The 17684-nt window shown below is 60.1% G+C and carries 13 protein-coding genes; 2 read left to right on the top strand and 11 right to left on the bottom strand.

The genetic code is table 11. From position 1 onward, the window contains the following. Positions 1-37: 37 nt before the first annotated feature. From HMPREF9696_RS09050 to HMPREF9696_RS09065, 4 genes are all read right to left on the bottom strand, one after another. Positions 38-1051, bottom strand: coding sequence for a Gfo/Idh/MocA family protein (locus tag HMPREF9696_RS09050; RefSeq protein ID WP_002712684.1), 1014 nt, complete (start codon positions 1049-1051; stop codon positions 38-40). Positions 1052-1242: 191 nt separating this feature from the next. Next, positions 1243-2655, bottom strand: coding sequence for a mannose-1-phosphate guanylyltransferase/mannose-6-phosphate isomerase (locus HMPREF9696_RS09055; protein ID WP_002712685.1), 1413 nt, complete (start codon positions 2653-2655; stop codon positions 1243-1245). A gap of 18 nt (positions 2656-2673) precedes the next feature. Next, the gene (locus HMPREF9696_RS09060; RefSeq protein ID WP_002712686.1) at positions 2674-3693 is read right to left on the bottom strand and encodes an NAD-dependent epimerase; all 1020 of its coding nucleotides are present in this window, start codon (positions 3691-3693) and stop codon (positions 2674-2676) included. Positions 3694-3712: 19 nt separating this feature from the next. Further along, on the bottom strand, positions 3713-4996 hold the full coding sequence (locus HMPREF9696_RS09065) for a nucleotide sugar dehydrogenase (protein ID WP_002712687.1): 1284 nt from the start codon (positions 4994-4996) through the stop codon (positions 3713-3715). 219 nt (positions 4997-5215) lie between these two features. On the opposite strand from HMPREF9696_RS09065, the gene HMPREF9696_RS09070 reads away from it, so the two are divergent. After that, complete coding sequence (locus HMPREF9696_RS09070; RefSeq protein WP_002712688.1) at positions 5216-6178, top strand: lysylphosphatidylglycerol synthase transmembrane domain-containing protein; 963 nt, start codon at positions 5216-5218, stop codon at positions 6176-6178. Between the two features lie 7 nt (positions 6179-6185). Here the strand turns inward: HMPREF9696_RS09070 and HMPREF9696_RS09075 are convergent, their stop codons facing one another. Beyond that, positions 6186-7829: a hypothetical protein gene (locus tag HMPREF9696_RS09075; protein WP_002712689.1), complete on the bottom strand. Its 1644-nt coding sequence runs from the start codon at positions 7827-7829 to the stop codon at positions 6186-6188. Between the two features lie 104 nt (positions 7830-7933). On the opposite strand from HMPREF9696_RS09075, the gene HMPREF9696_RS09080 reads away from it, so the two are divergent. Beyond that, positions 7934-8776, top strand: a complete 843-nt coding sequence (locus HMPREF9696_RS09080) for an FkbM family methyltransferase (RefSeq protein WP_002712690.1) — start codon at positions 7934-7936, stop codon at positions 8774-8776. Here the strand turns inward: HMPREF9696_RS09080 and HMPREF9696_RS09085 are convergent. The 6 genes from HMPREF9696_RS09085 to asnB (HMPREF9696_RS09110) all read right to left on the bottom strand — a co-directional run bounded on the left by HMPREF9696_RS09085 (position 8773) and on the right by asnB (HMPREF9696_RS09110) (position 17670). Further along, positions 8773-10197, bottom strand: a complete 1425-nt coding sequence (locus HMPREF9696_RS09085; protein WP_245259216.1) for a glycosyltransferase — start codon at positions 10195-10197, stop codon at positions 8773-8775. The genes HMPREF9696_RS09080 and HMPREF9696_RS09085 overlap by 4 nt on opposite strands. A 101-nt stretch (positions 10198-10298) precedes the next feature. Next, positions 10299-11492, bottom strand: a complete 1194-nt coding sequence (locus HMPREF9696_RS09090) for a glycosyltransferase (RefSeq protein ID WP_002712692.1) — start codon at positions 11490-11492, stop codon at positions 10299-10301. Between the two features lie 18 nt (positions 11493-11510). Continuing rightward, on the bottom strand, positions 11511-13439 hold the full coding sequence (gene asnB / locus HMPREF9696_RS09095; RefSeq protein WP_002712693.1) for an asparagine synthase (glutamine-hydrolyzing): 1929 nt from the start codon (positions 13437-13439) through the stop codon (positions 11511-11513). After that, entirely contained in the window at positions 13439-14485 is a 1047-nt protein-coding gene (gene wecB / locus HMPREF9696_RS09100) for a non-hydrolyzing UDP-N-acetylglucosamine 2-epimerase (RefSeq protein ID WP_002712694.1), read from the bottom strand. The genes asnB (HMPREF9696_RS09095) and wecB overlap by 1 nt, the downstream gene beginning before the upstream one ends. After that, positions 14485-15759: a glycosyltransferase gene (locus HMPREF9696_RS09105; RefSeq protein WP_002712695.1), complete on the bottom strand. Its 1275-nt coding sequence runs from the start codon at positions 15757-15759 to the stop codon at positions 14485-14487. The genes wecB and HMPREF9696_RS09105 overlap by 1 nt, the downstream gene beginning before the upstream one ends. Before the next feature lie 9 nt (positions 15760-15768). Next, a complete protein-coding gene (gene asnB / locus HMPREF9696_RS09110) occupies positions 15769-17670 on the bottom strand; it encodes an asparagine synthase (glutamine-hydrolyzing) (protein ID WP_040301925.1) in 1902 nt (633 codons plus the stop codon). Positions 17671-17684: the final 14 nt, after the last annotated feature.

Raw genomic sequence — 17684 nt, forward strand, 5'->3', positions numbered from 1 at the left:
GTGCCAAATCCATTCCGAAAGATAATGATGCGGCTCGTCAGCTTGCGACGGCGCGCGGTCCCTTGCGCAGCGGCGCGGCAATCGAGCCGGCCGGGGCATCGAGGCACTTGATCGCGATTTCCAGGCTCGCGACGCCTTCATCGCCGGTGACGGCTGGCGCGTTACCGCTGCGCACGGCATCGAGGAAGGCGACCAGTTCAGCGCGCAACGGCTCGTCATGCCCGACCGAAAGATGCCGCATCGAATAGCTGCCGTCGCGCTGGAAGCCGAAGCACTCGGTCACCTGACGGGTCAGCAGGTCGCCCTGGATATACTTGCCGCGCGTCGCCACCGTGACGCTGCGCGCCTTGAACGGCGTCAGCCAGTTGGTGTTGATATGTGCGAGCACGCCGGAGGCGGTGCGGAATTGAAGCAGCGCGATGTCCTCGCGCTCGGCGACGGCGCTCGCAAGCTGCGGCTGCACATCGACGATGTCGGATTCGGTGAACCAGCGGATCAGGTCGATGTCATGCACGGCAAGGTCGATCACCACGCCGACATTCGACATGCGCGGCGGGAACGGGCCGACGCGGGTAATCGCAATCGACAGGATTTCCTCGTCCTTGATCGCCTGCTTGATCGCGGCAACAGCGGGATTGAAGCGCTCGACATGACCGACCATCAGCGTCACGCCGGCCGCGCGCGCGGCGGAGACGATCTCGTTGCCTTCCTCGACGGAAGAGGCGATCGGCTTTTCGACCAGAACATGGATCTTCTTCGCGATGCAGGCGAGAGACACGTCGCGGTGAAGATGCGTCGGCGCGGCGATGGTCACGGCGTCCGGACCGGCCTCGAGCATTTCTTCGAGGGTCGCGAAGGTCGGGCAGCCGACAATCTCGACCGCGCGCGTGCGGTGCGCGGGAAGCGGATCGACAATGCCGACGAGTTCGACGCCCGGCAGGCCGGCCAGCACACGGGCATGGTTGGTGCCCATGACACCCGCGCCCACCACGCCGACGCGCAGCACGCGGCCCTCATCAGCGTTACCCTTTGCCGACACCGTTGAACTCATCTTTGAAGTCCCTGAAGTCTTGAATTCCGGGCGCTGAGTCGCGCGCCGTTGACAGGCTGATGTCCTAGCATGCCGTCACATATGTGGCGAACGGCGCAGGCTGGAATCCTTACACGTTTTGATTCAAAGAATTACATCGCGAGCCGGTGTAACCCTTTGAAAAACCGGAGGCTTCCGAAACGAGAGCCGCCTCACAAGCGCCGGTAGTCATCCTCGATGCGGATGATGTCGTCCTCGCCGAGATAGCTGCCGGTCTGGACCTCGATCAGTTCCAGCGGAATCTTTCCCGGATTTTCCATGCGGTGAACCGCGCCGATCGGGATGTAGATCGACTCGTTCTCGTGAACCATCTTCTGCATCTCGTTCACCGTCACCAGCGCCGTGCCGCGCACCACGATCCAGTGCTCGGAACGGTGATGATGCTTCTGCAGCGAGAGCCGTCCGCCCGCCTTCACAATGATGCGCTTCACCTGATGGCGTTCGCCGATATCGAGCGACTGGTACGATCCCCAGGGCCGATGAACCTTGATGTGATCTTCCGTCACCTGCGGCGCGACAGTGCGCAGCTTGCCGACCAGACGCTTCAAGCCGTTCGGGTCGTTCTGCCGCGACACCAGAACGGCGTCCTGTGTCGCGACCACCACGAGATCGTCGACGCCTTCCAGCGCGACCAGCGCCTTGTCGGTCGAGACGTTGCAGTTGCGCGAGTCCTCGAACACCGTGAGGCCCTGCGCAACATTGCCGTGCTCGTCCTTGTCCGACAGTTCCCACACCGCGTGCCAGGAGCCGACATCGGACCAGCCACAGGAGACCGGGATCACGGCGGCCTGCCTGGTCTTCTCCATTACGGCGTAGTCGATGGAAATCGGCGTCGCCTTACCGAACGACTCCAGCGGCAGCGTCACGAAGGCGAGATCGCGCCCGGCATTGTCCACCGCTTCGACAAGCGCGGCCACGCTGTCGGCATCGACGCCGCGATATTCATCGAGCAGCATCTGTGCGCGGAACATGAAGTTTCCGCAGTTCCAGAGATAGCCATCGGCGACATATTTTTCCGCGGTCGCGTGATCCGGCTTCTCAACGAATCTTGCAACCGTCCGGACCTCTCCGGAAACGACATCGCCGGGGCGGATGTAACCGTATTCGGTGGCCGGCCGCTCGGGAAGCACACCGAATGTCACGATGCGCCCGGCATTCGCCACGCTCAAGGCCTTGCGGCAAGCTTCGACAAACGCGGCAGGATCGCGCACGACGTGATCGGCTGCGAGCGCAAGCACCACCGCATCCGCGTCCCGCGTCAGGGCAAAGGCTGCGCCCGCCGCAATGGCAGGACCGGAATCGCGCCGCGCCGGCTCCAGCAGAATATCGGCCTCGAGGCCGATCTCATTCAATTGCTCCAGCACCATGAAGCGATAGGCCGCGTTGGTGATGACGATGGGCCGCGCGAACAGGCTTTGATCGCTGACGCGCAGCATCGTGTCCTGGAATGTCGAATTGGAGCCGAACAGGCGCAGGAATTGCTTGGGACGCCCCTCGCGCGACGCAGGCCACAGCCGCGTGCCCGCTCCGCCGCACATGATCAGTGGAATAATGCGCTCGCTCATGCGTCCTCAATCAATAAATCAGGAGAGCTGATGATACTCGCGATACCACGCCGCGAACCGCGCGACACCGTCTTCGATCGTCGTTGAGGGGCGGAAGCCGACCTCACGCATCAGATCGTCGACATCCGCGAAGGTCACCGGCACATCGCCCGGCTGGATCGGCATCAATTTCTTCTCGGCCTTGCGTCCGAATTCCTTTTCGAGGACCTCGACGACCTTGGTCAATTCCTCGGGATGATTGTTGCCGACATTGAAGACGCGCCAGGGCGCCGCACTGGTGCTGGGATCCGGAACCGCATTCGGAGCCAGGGTCTGCGCGACCGGCGGCCGATCCATCAGCCGCACGATAGCTTCCGTTACGTCGTCAACGTAGGTGAAATCGCGGCGCATGTTGCCGTAGTTGAACATCTTGATCGGCCTGCCTGCGAGGATCGCATCGGCAAACAGATACATCGCCATGTCCGGCCGGCCCCAAGGGCCATAGACCGTGAAGAAGCGCAGACCGGTCGTCGGAATACCGAACAGGTGGCTGTAGGAATGCGCCATCAGTTCATTGGCCTTCTTGGAGGCCGCATACAGACTGACAGGATGATCGACGCTGTCATGCACCGAGAACGGCAGCTTGGTGTTGGCGCCGTAAACCGACGACGACGATGCGTAAAGCAGATGCTTGCAGTCGTTGTGCCGGCAGCCTTCGAGGATATTGATGAAGCCCTGGAGATTGGCATCCACATAGGCATGCGGATTTTCCAGCGAGTAACGTACACCCGCCTGCGCCGCCAGATGGATCACGACCGGAAAACGGTGCGCCTTGAACAGGTCCGCCGTGACTGCGCGGTCGGCAAGATCGAGCTTGATGAAGCTGAACGACGGATCGTTCCTGAGCACGTCGAGACGCGCTTCCTTCAGCTTCGGATCATAGTAGTCGTTGATATTGTCGACGCCGACAACCCGATAGCCTGCCTGCAGCAGCTTTTGCGACTGATGAAATCCGATAAATCCGGCGGCGCCTGTCACGAGTATTGTTCGATCCGACATTCGTTTCACCATCCGGCGTTCAAAGCCGCCACAACTCGATGCCGTCAGGACGGCTGGCGCGGTCGAGCCTCATTTTCACGTCGAGCACAAGACCCTGCCCTCTGTTCAGCAGCTTCTGGATCAGCGGCCAGCCCGCATTGATGTAACTCTGATGTGCAACGGCCATGATGACCGCATCGGCGGGCTGCAACGCAGCGGCATCAACCAGTTTGACACCGTATTCGTGCATGGCGTCCGCCGGGTCCGCCATCGGATCGTTCACCTGCACCGTGAGTCCGAACGACTCAAGTTCGCGGATGATGTCGATCACGCGGGAGTTGCGCGTATCCGGCACGTCTTCCTTGAAGGTCAGGCCGAGAATGGTGACCACACCGCCGTTGCTCTTCCGCCGCAGCAGGCCGCGGATGCATTCGCGCGCGACGCGCTGGCCCATGCCGTCGTTGATGCGCCGGCCGGCCAGAATGACCTCCGGATGATAGCCCGCGCGCTCTGCGCGATAGGTCAGATAATACGGATCGACCCCGATGCAGTGCCCGCCGACAAGTCCCGGCTGAAACGGCATGAAATTCCATTTGGTGCGCGCCGCCGCCAGCACATCGCCGGTGTCGATATTCAGCGCCTGGAAAATCAGCGACAATTCGTTCATGAACGCGATATTGAGATCGCGCTGCGTGTTCTCGATCACCTTCGCGGCTTCAGCCACCTTGATGGACGGCGCGCGATGAATCCCCGCCGTCACCACCGATCCATAGACGCTGGCGACAATGTCGAGCGTCGGCGCATCCTGCGCCGAGACCACCTTCATGATCGTTTCGAAGCGATGCTGCTTGTCGCCGGGATTGATGCGTTCCGGTGAATAACCGACCTTGAAATCCGACCCAGCCTTCAACCCCGATGTCTTTTCAAGAATGGGAACGCAATCGTCTTCAACCGCGCCGGGATAAACCGTCGACTCATAAACAACGATGTCGCCTGCCTTGAGCACCGACCCCACCGTGCGGGACGCTGCGAACATCGCGCCGAGATCGGGCTGGCGTGCATCGTCGATCGGCGTCGGCACGGTGACGATGAAAAAGTCCGACGAGGCCAGATCCTTCACATCGTGGGTGAACGAGAGTGAGGCATGGCGCAAATCCGCAGCCTCCACTTCGTGCGTGCGATCATGAAAGGCGCGCAACTCGGCAATACGTCTCTGGTCGATGTCGAAACCGGTGACGGGAACCCCGGCGCGTGCAAAAGCGGCCGCGACCGGCAATCCAACATAGCCAAGCCCGATGACCGCGATTTTCCGCCCGTGTGTCACGAATTATTGTCCCCCAACGTCTGTGGGGCACGACCGGCGCGGGTCCCCCACAATCAAGCCGCCCTCTTTAGCCGCCGCGCGGCAGGCGCCGCAATAGGCGGAGCCTGCCTACTTGCCAGAACAGCCCTAAAGCCATACCAAGACCCCTGAAAAGGGCCGCCGGAGGCTGTATTCGGGTCCTTCCTCTGACTTCAGCAACATTAACCATCGCGGTCCGGAATGCGCGGATTTCTCCTACTTGCCGCTCGAATACTGGTGTCGGCGGCGCTGCTCTATTTCGCGTTCCGCGGCATCAATTTCGCCGCCATCCAGTCTCGCCTGAGCCAGATCAGCCCCGGCTGGTTTCTGCTCGCCGTGCTGGCGACCATCTTCCAGATTTTCCTCGGCGCCCTGCGCTGGCGGGAAATCAGCGCGCGCTGCGCCGCCGCCCTCGGAACCGGTCAAGCCTTTCGCTACAACATGATCGGTGCGTTCTTCAACCAGACGCTGCCATCGACCATTGGCGGCGACGCCATGCGGCTGTGGCTGGTGCGGCACACCGGCGCCGGCTGGCGCGCGGCCACCTATTCCGTGCTTGTCGATCGCGCCATCGGATTGATCGCGCTTGCGCTGATCGTCGTTACCAGCCTGCCCTGGAGCTACGACCTGATCGGCAGTCCGCGCGGGCGGCTGGCGCTGCTGCTGGTTGACCTGGCTGCGATCTCGACCGGCGTCGGTTTTCTGATCTATGGGGTGCTGCCCTGGAAATGGCTCAAGACGCTCTGGCCGCTCCGCCATATCCATGCCTGCGCGGTGATCGCCAATCAGGTGATCTTCAACCGCAACAGCGGACCGAAAGTCACCGCACTCTCGCTAATGATCCATGTGATGGCCGTGGTGATCGCATGGTGCGCGGTCCGCTCCATCGCGGCGCCCGCCGCATTCGAGCAATTATTCATGCTGGTCCCGCCGATCATGCTGATCACCATGCTGCCGATCTCCATCGCCGGCTGGGGGGTGCGTGAAGCCACCATGATGGTCGCGTTCGGTTACGCGGGCCTCGCGCCGACCGACGGCACCGTGGTGTCGCTGCTGTTTGGCGCATCGTCTTTCGTGGTCGGAGCGATCGGTGGGCTGGTGTGGATTCTGAGTGCGGAGAAAGCCGCCGCGCCTGACGATATTGAACCGAAGGGTGAGATGTAGCTGACAGCTAGGGCTTTGCCGGACTTGCACACCACGGCAACGGAAGCCGTGGCAGGTAATGCTGGTTCCACTCGCAGATGCCTTCCGGCCCGGCGCGCCTGGTCATCGACTTGATGGGTTCGGCCTGACTGATGCCGATGTGAAGCACGATCAAGGTTGCCCCGACGGCATAGGCCCATCTGTGAAATCTGACATCGCTCATCCGATCCAGCAGAATCATGCCAGCGATAATGATCAGCGGATCGGTCAGAACAAAATACTCGGCCTTCAGGCCGCGGCGAACCCCGAGCGCGTCGATTCCGATCGCCGACAGCATGAGCATGGCCGCCTGCAGCGCAACCTGCCGCTCACCCCGCCGCCACGCACAGACAATCCCGGGCAGGATCAGCCACGTCAGGAAAACTGTGGGCCGTGGCGACGTAAACAGAAAGAATGTGTAGCGCTGCAGTACACTCACCACGCCGGAGAGCAGCAAGCCGATAGCTGCGAACGGTCCACTCGCTCCCGCCGCCGAGATCGCCTGCGGATCGGCGAAAGTCAGCATTTCTTCCAGGGGATTGAGAACAATCACGACGTTGCTGGCGTCGAAGTCAATGAATAGCGCCAGAAGGCCCAACGCCGCCCCCGCAACGACCGCGAACATCGCCGCGAGGGTTTCCATAAGCCAGACACGCCAGACTCTGGCGAACGCAAGCATGCATATGATAATCCAGCCAAGCAGCGCAACCTGATAGACGCCAAACCTGCCGATTAGCAACGGCTTTAGCGACGCCATAGCCGTCACTGCTGGATTGATCCCCAGCGCAATGAGGGGCCACGACAGATAGACCATCAGTGCCGCGATTAATGCTGCAATCAGCACTGCGAGTCCGGCGCGAGTCGCATCATTCCAGAAAGCCGCGCTCGCGCCAGACGCCGACCCGAACGGCAGGATCAGGACCGGCAGCGCCGCGATCAGCAGGATCGCATGAATCTTGTTCTCAAGCGCCAGCACGCAAAGCATTGCTGCGAAACCGATCGCCAGCGGCCGCCATCCCGTTCCCCGGCGCGCGACGGCGATCAGGATCATCAGGACAAACACGAAGAAACAGCCCGCGATCATCTCGCTGCGTAGGATTCGCATGTGAACCGCGACGCCGCCCGAAAACGCAAAAGCGAAGGTTGCGAGCAGCGCTAACCTCCAATCGCGAACGAGAAGCCGCGCAAGCCCGGCGAAAGCGAGGACGAAACCTGTCGCTGTTAAGAATGCGAGCACCCTGCCTGCACGAATGGCCGCCGTCATGGCGGCGTCAAATGCGGGGACGTTCGACGCGGACGGGATAGCCGAAAGCGAGGGCGCATCGAGAAGGCCGATCTGGTGCAGGAACTGAAGCCATCGGCTGACCGAGATAATCGTGAGATACGCCGGGTGCGGAAAGAACACGTAATGGCCATCGTTCAGCGACAGCGCGCTGTAGACGACCATGAAATCCATGTCGGCATTGCGCCAGTAGGCGATAAAATAGCCCGCAAGCAGGAACGAGACTGCGAGCAGAAGCACGATCACGGCGAGACCGCCCCACCAGCCGAACGGCGTCAGGCGCGCCAGGGCATCTGACCCGGCTTCGGTTTTCGTCGAGATGGAGTGCGGCGTTTCAGCAGACCGTGACATGTGATCTTTCAGGAAGATGAGAGCGAAGGCTATTTTGCTAGCGGATCAAACCGGCTAAGAGAGCGGGCGCGCGCCGCCATCAGCGCAAGCTCAAGAGAACCCGAATGAAGACCGTCCACAAGCTCGCACTGGCGCGCATCGCATACCGAAACATCCACATCGCGCGGGCACTCGTCGGGAGGTCGGATCGATGCCTCGCAACCCGAAACGGCGTGACGTACGATCTCGATCTGTCGCAAGGGATCGATCTTGCGATCTACCTTGGAAACATGTTCGAGCGGGGAACGCAGAATGCCCTGCGTAAATGGGTCAAGCCGGGATCATTCGTGCTCGACGTCGGCGCCAATATCGGCGCGCACTCCCTTCCGCTCGCGCAACTCGTGGGGCCATCCGGCCGTGTCCTGTCGTTCGAGCCGACCGATTACGCCTATCGCAAACTGCGCCGCAATCTCGACCTCAATCCCGAACTCGCCCCGCGCATCACGACATTTCAATGTTTCCTTGCGGGACAGGACGACGCCAGCGTGCCGGACTCAATCTATTCGAGCTGGCCCCTAACGGAGCAGGACAATCTGCACGCCAAGCATCAGGGACAAGCCATGCCGACTAACAAGGCGCGGGCCCTCAGCATCGATGGTGTCCTCGCCCAACTAAGCAATCCGATTGTGCAACTCGTCAAGCTCGATGTCGATGGCTTCGAAACCGAAGTTCTGCGCGGCGCGACCGGATTGCTGCGCGACAGCCGGCCGGTTTTCCTGATGGAACTCTCACCGTATGTGCTCGACGAGCGCGGCTCGTCGCTGGAAGAATTGCTCGCCTGCTTCGCGCCGTATAACTATCGATTCTACCATGAGCGAAGCGAACGGCTGCTTCCCCTTGAGCCGGCCGCGCTTCGCCGGCTTGTCGGCGACGGCGCAAGCATCAACGTCATCGCGCGCGCCGGCTAGATCGCCTTGATCTTGAAGAATGCGAAGACCACCATCTTCAGCAACATCACGCCGTGCCGGAACCGCGAAATCTGGGTCTCGCCATAGGCGCGCGCCGCGTAGCGGATCGGCAGATCGATTGCCTTGAGGTTCAACTTCGAAGCGCCGAAGATCAGGTCGAAATCTCCGAACGGATCGAAGTCGCCGAAATAGGCCTTACCCTCGCGCAAGCGATAATAGTCCGTTCGCCGCATTACCTTGGTGCCGCACAGCGTGTCGGTATAACGCTCGTTCAGCAGCCACGAGAACAGATACGAGAATATCTTGTTGGCGATCAGATTGAGAAAGCGCATGGCGTCTTCCTCCAGCGGATAAACCAGACGCGAGCCGTTGACGAACTCACCCTTGCCTGACTTGATCGCGTCCCAGAATTTCGGAAGCTGTTCCGGCGGCATGGTGAGATCGGCGTCGAGGATCATCAGAACATCACCGCGCGCAACGTCGTAGGCAGTGAAGACGGCATCAGCCTTGCCTTTGCCGGGCTGGCGCATCAGCTTGATGTCTTTGTCGGGATAAGCGGCCTTGACGCGCTCCATTTCCTCGAAGGTGCCATCCTTACTGTGCCCTTCGATGAAAATGATCTCGATGTCATCGCAAAACTGCGGCAGGCGCTGCACAGCGGGCTCGATGTTGCCGCGCTCGTTGCGCGCGGGAATCACAACCGTTGCAGACTTCAGTCCGTCATCAGCGACACGCAGCGAGCGGCACACGACATAGTGACGAAGCGACAATTGCCGGATGCCCGGAAGGACGCTGATGAACCTGTTCACCAGACGCCCGATGCCGAACAGCGACACTGGCATCAGCATGCGCCGCTCCGCCTTGACCGGATCAAAATCCGCCAGATCGGCCAGCGCCGCAACGTCGTCCGGGGCGAGCACGTTCTGCCAGGGATAAGGCATTCGCTGGCCGATTATTTCGGCGAACCTCAGGATCGGGTGCCACAGGTGCGAAAAATGCCCGATGACAACGCGCGTCTCCCGCGTGCAGAGCGGATGCAGCCGTTCGAGAAACTTCTGGCAATCGTCCAGCGACCCGATGGTGTCTTGCACCAAAATGACGTCGAACGGCCCGCCGAGCGCCGCGATCGTCGCCGGATCCTCCGCGTCGCCAACATGGAAGGTGAAATCGGGATGCAACCTGCGCGCCTGCTCGATCATGCCCGGACTGAAATCGACTCCAACGCCATGCGAGGGCGACAGCGCCGCCAGCGTGTCGCCCGTTCCGCAGCCAATCTCCAGCACGCGCACGCCTTCCGGAATAAGAAACCGGAGGTATCGCTCGTCTTCGCGATGAAAGAAGGATGCCTTCTCACGCCAGCCGGATCGTGAAGCGGCATATTGTTCAGAGTGAACAAGAATCTGTTCTTTGCGAGACGTCATGAAGGTCGACATGGTGACGGGATTTCTACGACATGTTTTCAAGCGGGATCTTCTGGCACGCAAAGCTCTTGCGACCAAGGGGATAAAGAACCCGCGACGGGTTAATTTCTTCCGGAAACATCCGGTTCTATGCCATCAATGATGGCCTGGACGGGAGATTTCGGCCGTGCTGACAGGCCTCGATAAAGACGTGCATAGCGGCTGACACAAGCGTCTTGCGAAAACAGCCCGAGAACACGCTCACGAGCCGCCAATCCCATTGCCTGACGGCGCTGCGGCTGCATGGCGATATCGAGAATTTCCACCGCCAGCGCCGCGGAATTTTGCGCGGGCACAAGCAAACCCGATTCCCCGTCGACAATGGCATCCACATTGCCGCCGACCGCGGTTGCAATGACGGGCAACCCCTGCCCCATCGCTTCGATCAAGGCATTTGAAAAGCCCTCCTGATGCGAAACCAGCAGACTGACATCCGCGGCTGCCAGAATATCCTGTACATCGCGGCGCTCGCCGAGCCACAAAATACGATCTGCGATGCCAAGGCGCTCAGCCTGGAGACGAAGCTGCGATCCCTCCCCTTCGTCGCGTCCGACCACCATCAATCGCCACGGCTGCAGAAGCTGCGACGCTATCGTTCCAAGCGCATCAAGGAGATCGGCGTGGCCCTTGTATCGAAACAGATTGGCCACAATCACCATCACAAAGGCGTCGGCTGGAAGGCCCAGAGCAGCACGCTGTTCCGGGCGGGTTCCTTCATCTGCGAGTTGACCGACTGTTACGCCATTATGGATGAGACCGATTTTGCCGCGGTCTCCCGCTTCAGCCACGAGTTCATCAACGACGGCTTGTGAATTTCCCAGAAGCACCGTCATCCGGCGATGCAGGAAACGTTCCACGCGGCCCAGCCATGGATAGCGCTGTTGATAGTGGGCCAACGACCGCCGGCTCATGATCATGGTTCGGTGACCGGCGGCAATTCCCGCCATCGCACCGATCAGGTAGGGTTCTGGCAGAAAGAAATGGAGGATGTCCGGACGCACCGCACGAATGCGAAGGTACAACTCAGATGCCGCTGCAAACAGGTGTGTTGCACGGCTCGAATAACGCAATGGCCCCGAGATGGTTATTCCGGCTTTCACCAGTTCGCTTTCCAGCTCTCCGCCCCGTTCCAGAACGAACAGCTCTACCGCGAAACCACGCGCCTTGAGCGCAGGCAGAATCTGCATCAAATGACGCTCTGCGCCTCCCATCACCATCTTCTTGGTGACAAAGAGGATGTGCTGCGTCGAAGGCAATTTCTCCTCTGTCACGGCCTAGGCAGCGCTCCACCGCCTGCGCCACGCCTCGAACATCAAAATGGTCCAAAGCGCATAGGCCCAGTTCCTGCGTCCGGTCAAGTGCTCCGCCCACAAGCGACGCGCAGTGTTCATATCGAGAAGGCCGCCGTCGAGGCGCTGCGGATCGAGCAAGTCTTCCGCCCACTCTCTCAACGGACCCCGCAGCCATTCAGCGAGGGGAATACCGAATCCCATCTTGGGCCGGTCCAGCAACTGCCGCGGCACCACTTGCTCGGCGACCCGACGCAACAGCCATTTTGTTTCACCGCCGCGTATCTTGAAACGCTGCGGCAAATGCCAAGAGAACTCCACCACACGGTGATCCAGCAACGGTGGACGCGCTTCAAGCGCCACCGCCATCGACGCCCGGTCGACTTTCTGAAGAATGTCGTCAGGAAGATAGGTGACCGTATCGAGCAATTGCATCCGATCGAGAAACGTCGGCAAGGCTGCAATCGGGCCAGTCGACCACGACATCAGCGGATGCTCTTGGGCCATGGGTGCAAGCACTGCGGGATCGTCATTCTGGCTGACCAAGCGACGATAAATCCCTTCGGCATCCAGTGTCATAATGCTCGCGAATTTACGCACCTTATCAGCGACCTGCGACGGCAGCATTCCGCGCGGCGCCAGCGAGGCAAGGCCATCGACCCAACCCATCGGAATCGTGTTCAACATGCCCGAGGCGACCCGCCGGACACCAAGCGGAAAACGCGCAAGATTTTGCGACATGCCTTCGGCCAACCGATAGCGGTTGTACCCACCGAACAGTTCGTCGCCTCCGTCACCGGATAGTGCAACGGTTACATACTGCCGGGTGAGCTTGGAGACCAGATGCGCGGGAATCTGCGACGAATCCGCGAATGGCTCGTCGTACATGTCCGCAAGCTGCGGAACCACTGCGAGGGCATCGGCTGCCGACACAATCAGTTCCGTATGTTCTGTTCCCAGATGCCGTGCAACATTAGCAGCGTCCTTGGATTCATCGAACCCGAATTCGGGAAAACCTATCGAGAACGTGCGTACCGGCCCGCGCCGGGCACGAACCATCAGGGCCGCGACGGTAGATGAATCGATACCTCCCGACAGAAAAGCCCCAAGCGGCACATCCGACAGCATCTGACGGGATACTGCGTCCTGCAGAAGCTCCATCAGACGCTCGGCAGCCTCGCCATCGGAAAAGGAAAACGGCGAAGCGATGCCTGCCCGCGCAACGTCCGAAGCAGACCAGTATTGCCTTCGAGCAAGCCCTCCCTCTTGAATGGACACGATTTCGCCCGGCGCAATTTTTTCGACACCGCGATAGATCGAGTACGGCGCTGGCACGTATCCAAAACGAAGAAAGCTCGCAACCGATGAATGATCTATTTCGAAAGAGAGATCGGCAGCATGAAGAGCCTTCAACTCCGATGCGAAATATGTTCGGCCTTCGGCAACGTTTAAGAACAGAGGCTTGATGCCGAGTCGATCGCGAATGAGGTGCAGAGATCGCGTTGTCCGGTCCCATAACGCGATGGCGAACATGCCGTTTATATCGTCGAGCGTGCGTTCCAAACCACGGTGGGCGACCGACTCGAGGATGACCTCGGTATCCGAGTGCCCCCGCCAGCGCACCGCCGTCAGTTCCGGAACTCGCCTGATGTCTTCAGCGTTGTAGATTTCACCATTGTAACAGATCACCCATCGCTCGTCGGACGAGACCATGGGCTGCGCACCCGCAGACGACAAATCCACGATGGAGAGACGGCGGTGCGACAGGGCAAGTCCTGCATCGGCGTCAATCCATTCGCCGCTGCCATCAGGCCCACGATGTGCAATCGCGTGTCCCATGGCATTCGCTAATGCCCGAAGGCGCTGGCCATCACCCGCGAAACGGCTATCGATGAACCCTGCAATCCCACACATCAGTGGTTCACCAGAACGGATTGTTCGAGAATCTCCGCAATCGTTTCGCTGGCATGGCCATCGCCATAGTCAGCGATCGGCTGGCGCGGCGCGTAGTTATCAACTGTCCAGAGACGATTCCATCCATGCGTGATGGTTTCGGTCCACTCCGTCTCAGTACGCAACGTGACACACGGCTTCCCAAGAAAATAAGCCTCTTTCTGCAATCCGCCAGAATCCGTGAATACATCAGCCGCTCCGCTCACCAGCCGGATCATATCCAAGTAGCCAATCGGCTCGATAACGATAAGACCGTCCATGGAAAGGCCAAATTCCGCGATCTTCTGACGCGTTCGCGGATGAAGCGGCAGCACGACCGGCTTATCAGTGGAACGCTTGAGGAAAGCGAGCAGCGCACTAAGCTGTGCGGCACTGTCGGTGTTCTCGGCCCGATGCAGCGTTGCGACACTATAGGCGCCTTCCGTCAATCTCAGCCTGTTGAGAATGCGCGACATGCGCTCTGCCTGTGTTCGAAACATCAGGATCGCGTCGAACATCACGTCGCCTACGTGAGAGACACCCTCCATGACTGACTCTCGCGCAAGATTGCTCATGGCTGTCTGTGTCGGGCAAAACAACAGGGAGCTCACATGATCCGTCAAAACCCGATTGACTTCCTCGGGCATGGCCTTGTTGAAGGAACGCAGACCGGCTTCCAGGTGAGCCACGGGCACATGAAGCTTTGAAGCCGCCAGCGCGCCCGCCAGCGTCGAGTTGGTATCCCCGACAACCAGAACCGCTGCCGGTTTTTCGGTGACAATCGCCTGCTCGATCGCAGTCAGCATGCGCCCAGTCATCTCGCCATGCGATCCACCGTGGATGCCAAGGTGATAGTCCGGCACCGGAAGACCAAGTTCGTCGAAAAACACGTCCGACATTTCGGGATCGAAGTGCTGCCCGGTATGCACAACCAAAGGCTGAAGCCGGGGACGCGACCGAAGCGCAGCCAGAACCGGTGCGAGTTTCACGAACTGCGGACGTGCACCGACAACCGTCAGGATTTTCATCAACGACCACCCACAAACTGGCTGATGAATGTTTCAAACCTGGCAAATTGATCCGCGCGGCTGAGACCAATGCGAGCCTCTGCCGATGGCCCCGCAACACGGCCGGTGACCTCGAACTCGTCAAGCCATGCCGTCAGCGCGGCCGCGATACGATCGACAGCCGTGGCGCTCACGCCAAGCTTCCGTTCACGAACAAGGCTCGCAGCAACGCCATCCTCAGCGCCGATCGACAAGATGGGACGCCCGGCACCCGCGTACTCGAAAATCTTTCCTGTGAAAACGCCTCTCTCGCGCGGATCGTCCCAGAGCAGAAGCAGAAGAATATCCGCCTCCTGCTGCAGACACAGGGCCTTTTCGTATGACACGGATCCGAAGATTTTCACCTGCGGCGAAATTCCCGCTTCCATCGCCATCGCGGCAACGCCCCTCAGGTCTTGACCATAGAATTCGACAACGATCCGCCTTCCCCGCGCGCCAAGCTTGGCGATCGCCGCAAAAAGCGGACTCGGGTCCCGCCGGCCGGGATAGATAATCCCGGTGTAAAGAATTTTCAGCGGACGATGTCCCGTTGGAGGAACAAGACCCGGAACGACGTCCGAAGCGTCGAATCCATTGAGAATAACCTCGGTGGGATGACCATGCGCGACGGCAAGAGCTCCGGCCAACGGCGGCGACACCGTCGTGCATCCCGCCGCATCCTTCATCACCCGACGCTCGATGACGCGGTTAAGCCAGTCGCGCCATGCAGGAACCTGATTGTACGGGTTCTCGGCAAAGAGATCGCGAAATTCAGCGACCCAAGGCACACGAAGTTCGCGCGCAAGATCCCGCGCCACCACATGGCAGGTAAAAGGCAATGCACTGGAAACAATGACGTCGGGCTGCCAGCTCTTTACAATCGCGCGCGCCGCACGAAGCGCCGGTTTTCGCCATCCGAGCTGGCTATCCGGAATGGCAAACAGCGCCCGATACAGGGTGACGAGCCGATGCATCAATCCCTGGTGACCGCTTCCTGACGCAACAGCGGCGGTACCGCCGCCTTGCAAGCGATTCCGCGCCCAATCGATCGGCGCCTCGATATTCCAGTAGGGCACGCGAACGACGCTCCCCGCAGGAAATGACATCTCGAGGGTCTCCGGTAAATTCAGTCCTTCGCCCGCCACAACGCGCACATCATGACCGCGGTCGATCAGATAACGCACCAGCTTTCCTACGCGGACCGAACCGCTAGCGTTATAGGGCGGAAAATTAAGGCTAATAACAAGCAGCTTCACCGGATCGCCCTAGAACGCCACGTCATTAAGTTCGGCCCAGCGAATGAGATTCGCAACGCGCCAAACAGCGGGATCGTAAGACCTGTGGCCATCTATGACGTCAATCGCATATTGCGGAAACGACGGCGAAAGAAATGGCGGCATGTTACCCGAAAAGAAGCTTCTGAGCTTTACCCTGAGCAATTCCGATGTCTTGATCCAGCGGCTTTCCGGCGTCTGAAATCCTATCTTGTCGCGACGGTCGAGCAAGACATCCGGGACAAGCCCTCGCAACGAATCGCGCAACAGGCTCTTTGTCACGCCATCTCCATCGATCAGGAACTCGTCCGGCAGCGAAAAGGCGAAGCGCACCAGTTCGGGCGTCAGAAACGGCACGCGATTTTCGACAGAAACAGCCATGGCGTTCCGATCTGCGTAACGCAGCAGCATCGGCAGGCTTGCGCGCCATGTCGCATTGAACAGCTCATCTTTCAGAGAGACTCCGTAAGACGGATGAGCCTTGTCGAGAGAAGCGTCCGCAAACCACGCCGCATCAAGCCACGACGGAAACGACGAATACCCCAATGCGCCGCGCAACATCTGCCGCGCGGCCTCAGGCAACAAGCGTTCCGCCGCCGAGCCAAGCAGCCTCACTCGTCCCGATGAAGACGACATCAGCGAACGGCCGGCACCAATCAGTCGCCCTTCCCGCAAATTTGCGGCGAGGCGCGCGGCGGCGAAAGCATGATAACCGGCGAAAATTTCGTCACTGCCCTGCCCGTCAACGGCGACCTTGAAACCCTGCTCGGCCACGGACCGGAATACCAGCGCTTGCGCGTACACGCTTGTGGTCGTGAAGGGCTCCGCCTGCGTCAGGATTAGCGCATCCAACTCAGCAGCAAGAGCATCGGGAGCACCGTGAACATCGTGCGCCACAACATGAGCCGCTGCGGCAGCAACCTTTGCATATCGCCCTTCATCGAGAGGATCGTCACCTGCCCGATAAGTAAAGCTGTGAATGGTGCCGTCCTGCCCAAGCGCTGCGCGAGCGACCGCGACGATCGCGCTAGAATCGATTCCGCCGGACAACGTGGTCGCGACCGGCGTATCGGCGCGCAAATGAAGCTTCACACTCTCGACAAATAATGCGCGCAGTTCCTCAGCCGCACCCGAACGGGAGCGGCGGTTCGCCCGCGACTTCGAAACTGGCGTCCACCAAATGAATTGCCTGATCCGCGCGGGATCATCGAGGGACACTTCCAGACCGCCCCCCGGCGGGACTTGCTTGATCGCGCGAAAGAACGTCCTTTCATCGGCGTCGGTCACGGCATAGCGGAGAAAGCGATGCACCACAGCCGCATCGGCAGCCAGTGGCCTTTCAAGCAACGCCGTCAAAGGGCGAATTTCCGATGCAAACGCGAACCGGTCGTGTTCAGCGAAATAGTAAAGAGGCTTGATCCCGAAAGGATCACGGATCAGCGTGAGGACGTTTCGATCCAGATCGACATAGGCAAACGCGAACATGCCGACACAATTGGCGAGGGCTGCAACTCCCTCTGCAGCGAACGCGCGAAATAGTACTTCGGTATCACCGGCAGAAATCCATTGCCGTCCGCCAAGACGCAGCTTGCGCAACTCGGCGTGGTTGTAAATCTCGCCATTATAGGTAATCGCGCGGCGCGCCTCTTCATCGATCATCGGCTGTGCCGCAGCGGAACTGAGATCGATGATCGACAATCGCCGGTGAGCCAGGCCGACGCGCGTTTTTGGCGGCAAATCCGCGGCTGCAAACGGCCTGATGTTGCGTCCCTCGATGGCCGCATATCCGAAACCGTCCGGCCCACGATGCGCCATGGCATCCGCCATGGACACGAGATCGCGCCCAAGCCGGCCCGACAGGCCGCGTTCCACGATCCCGGCTATTCCACACATAACATCATCAATGA

Origin of the sequence: Afipia clevelandensis ATCC 49720 (assembly GCF_000336555.1) — a bacterium.
GTDB lineage: Bacteria > Pseudomonadota > Alphaproteobacteria > Rhizobiales > Xanthobacteraceae > Afipia > Afipia clevelandensis.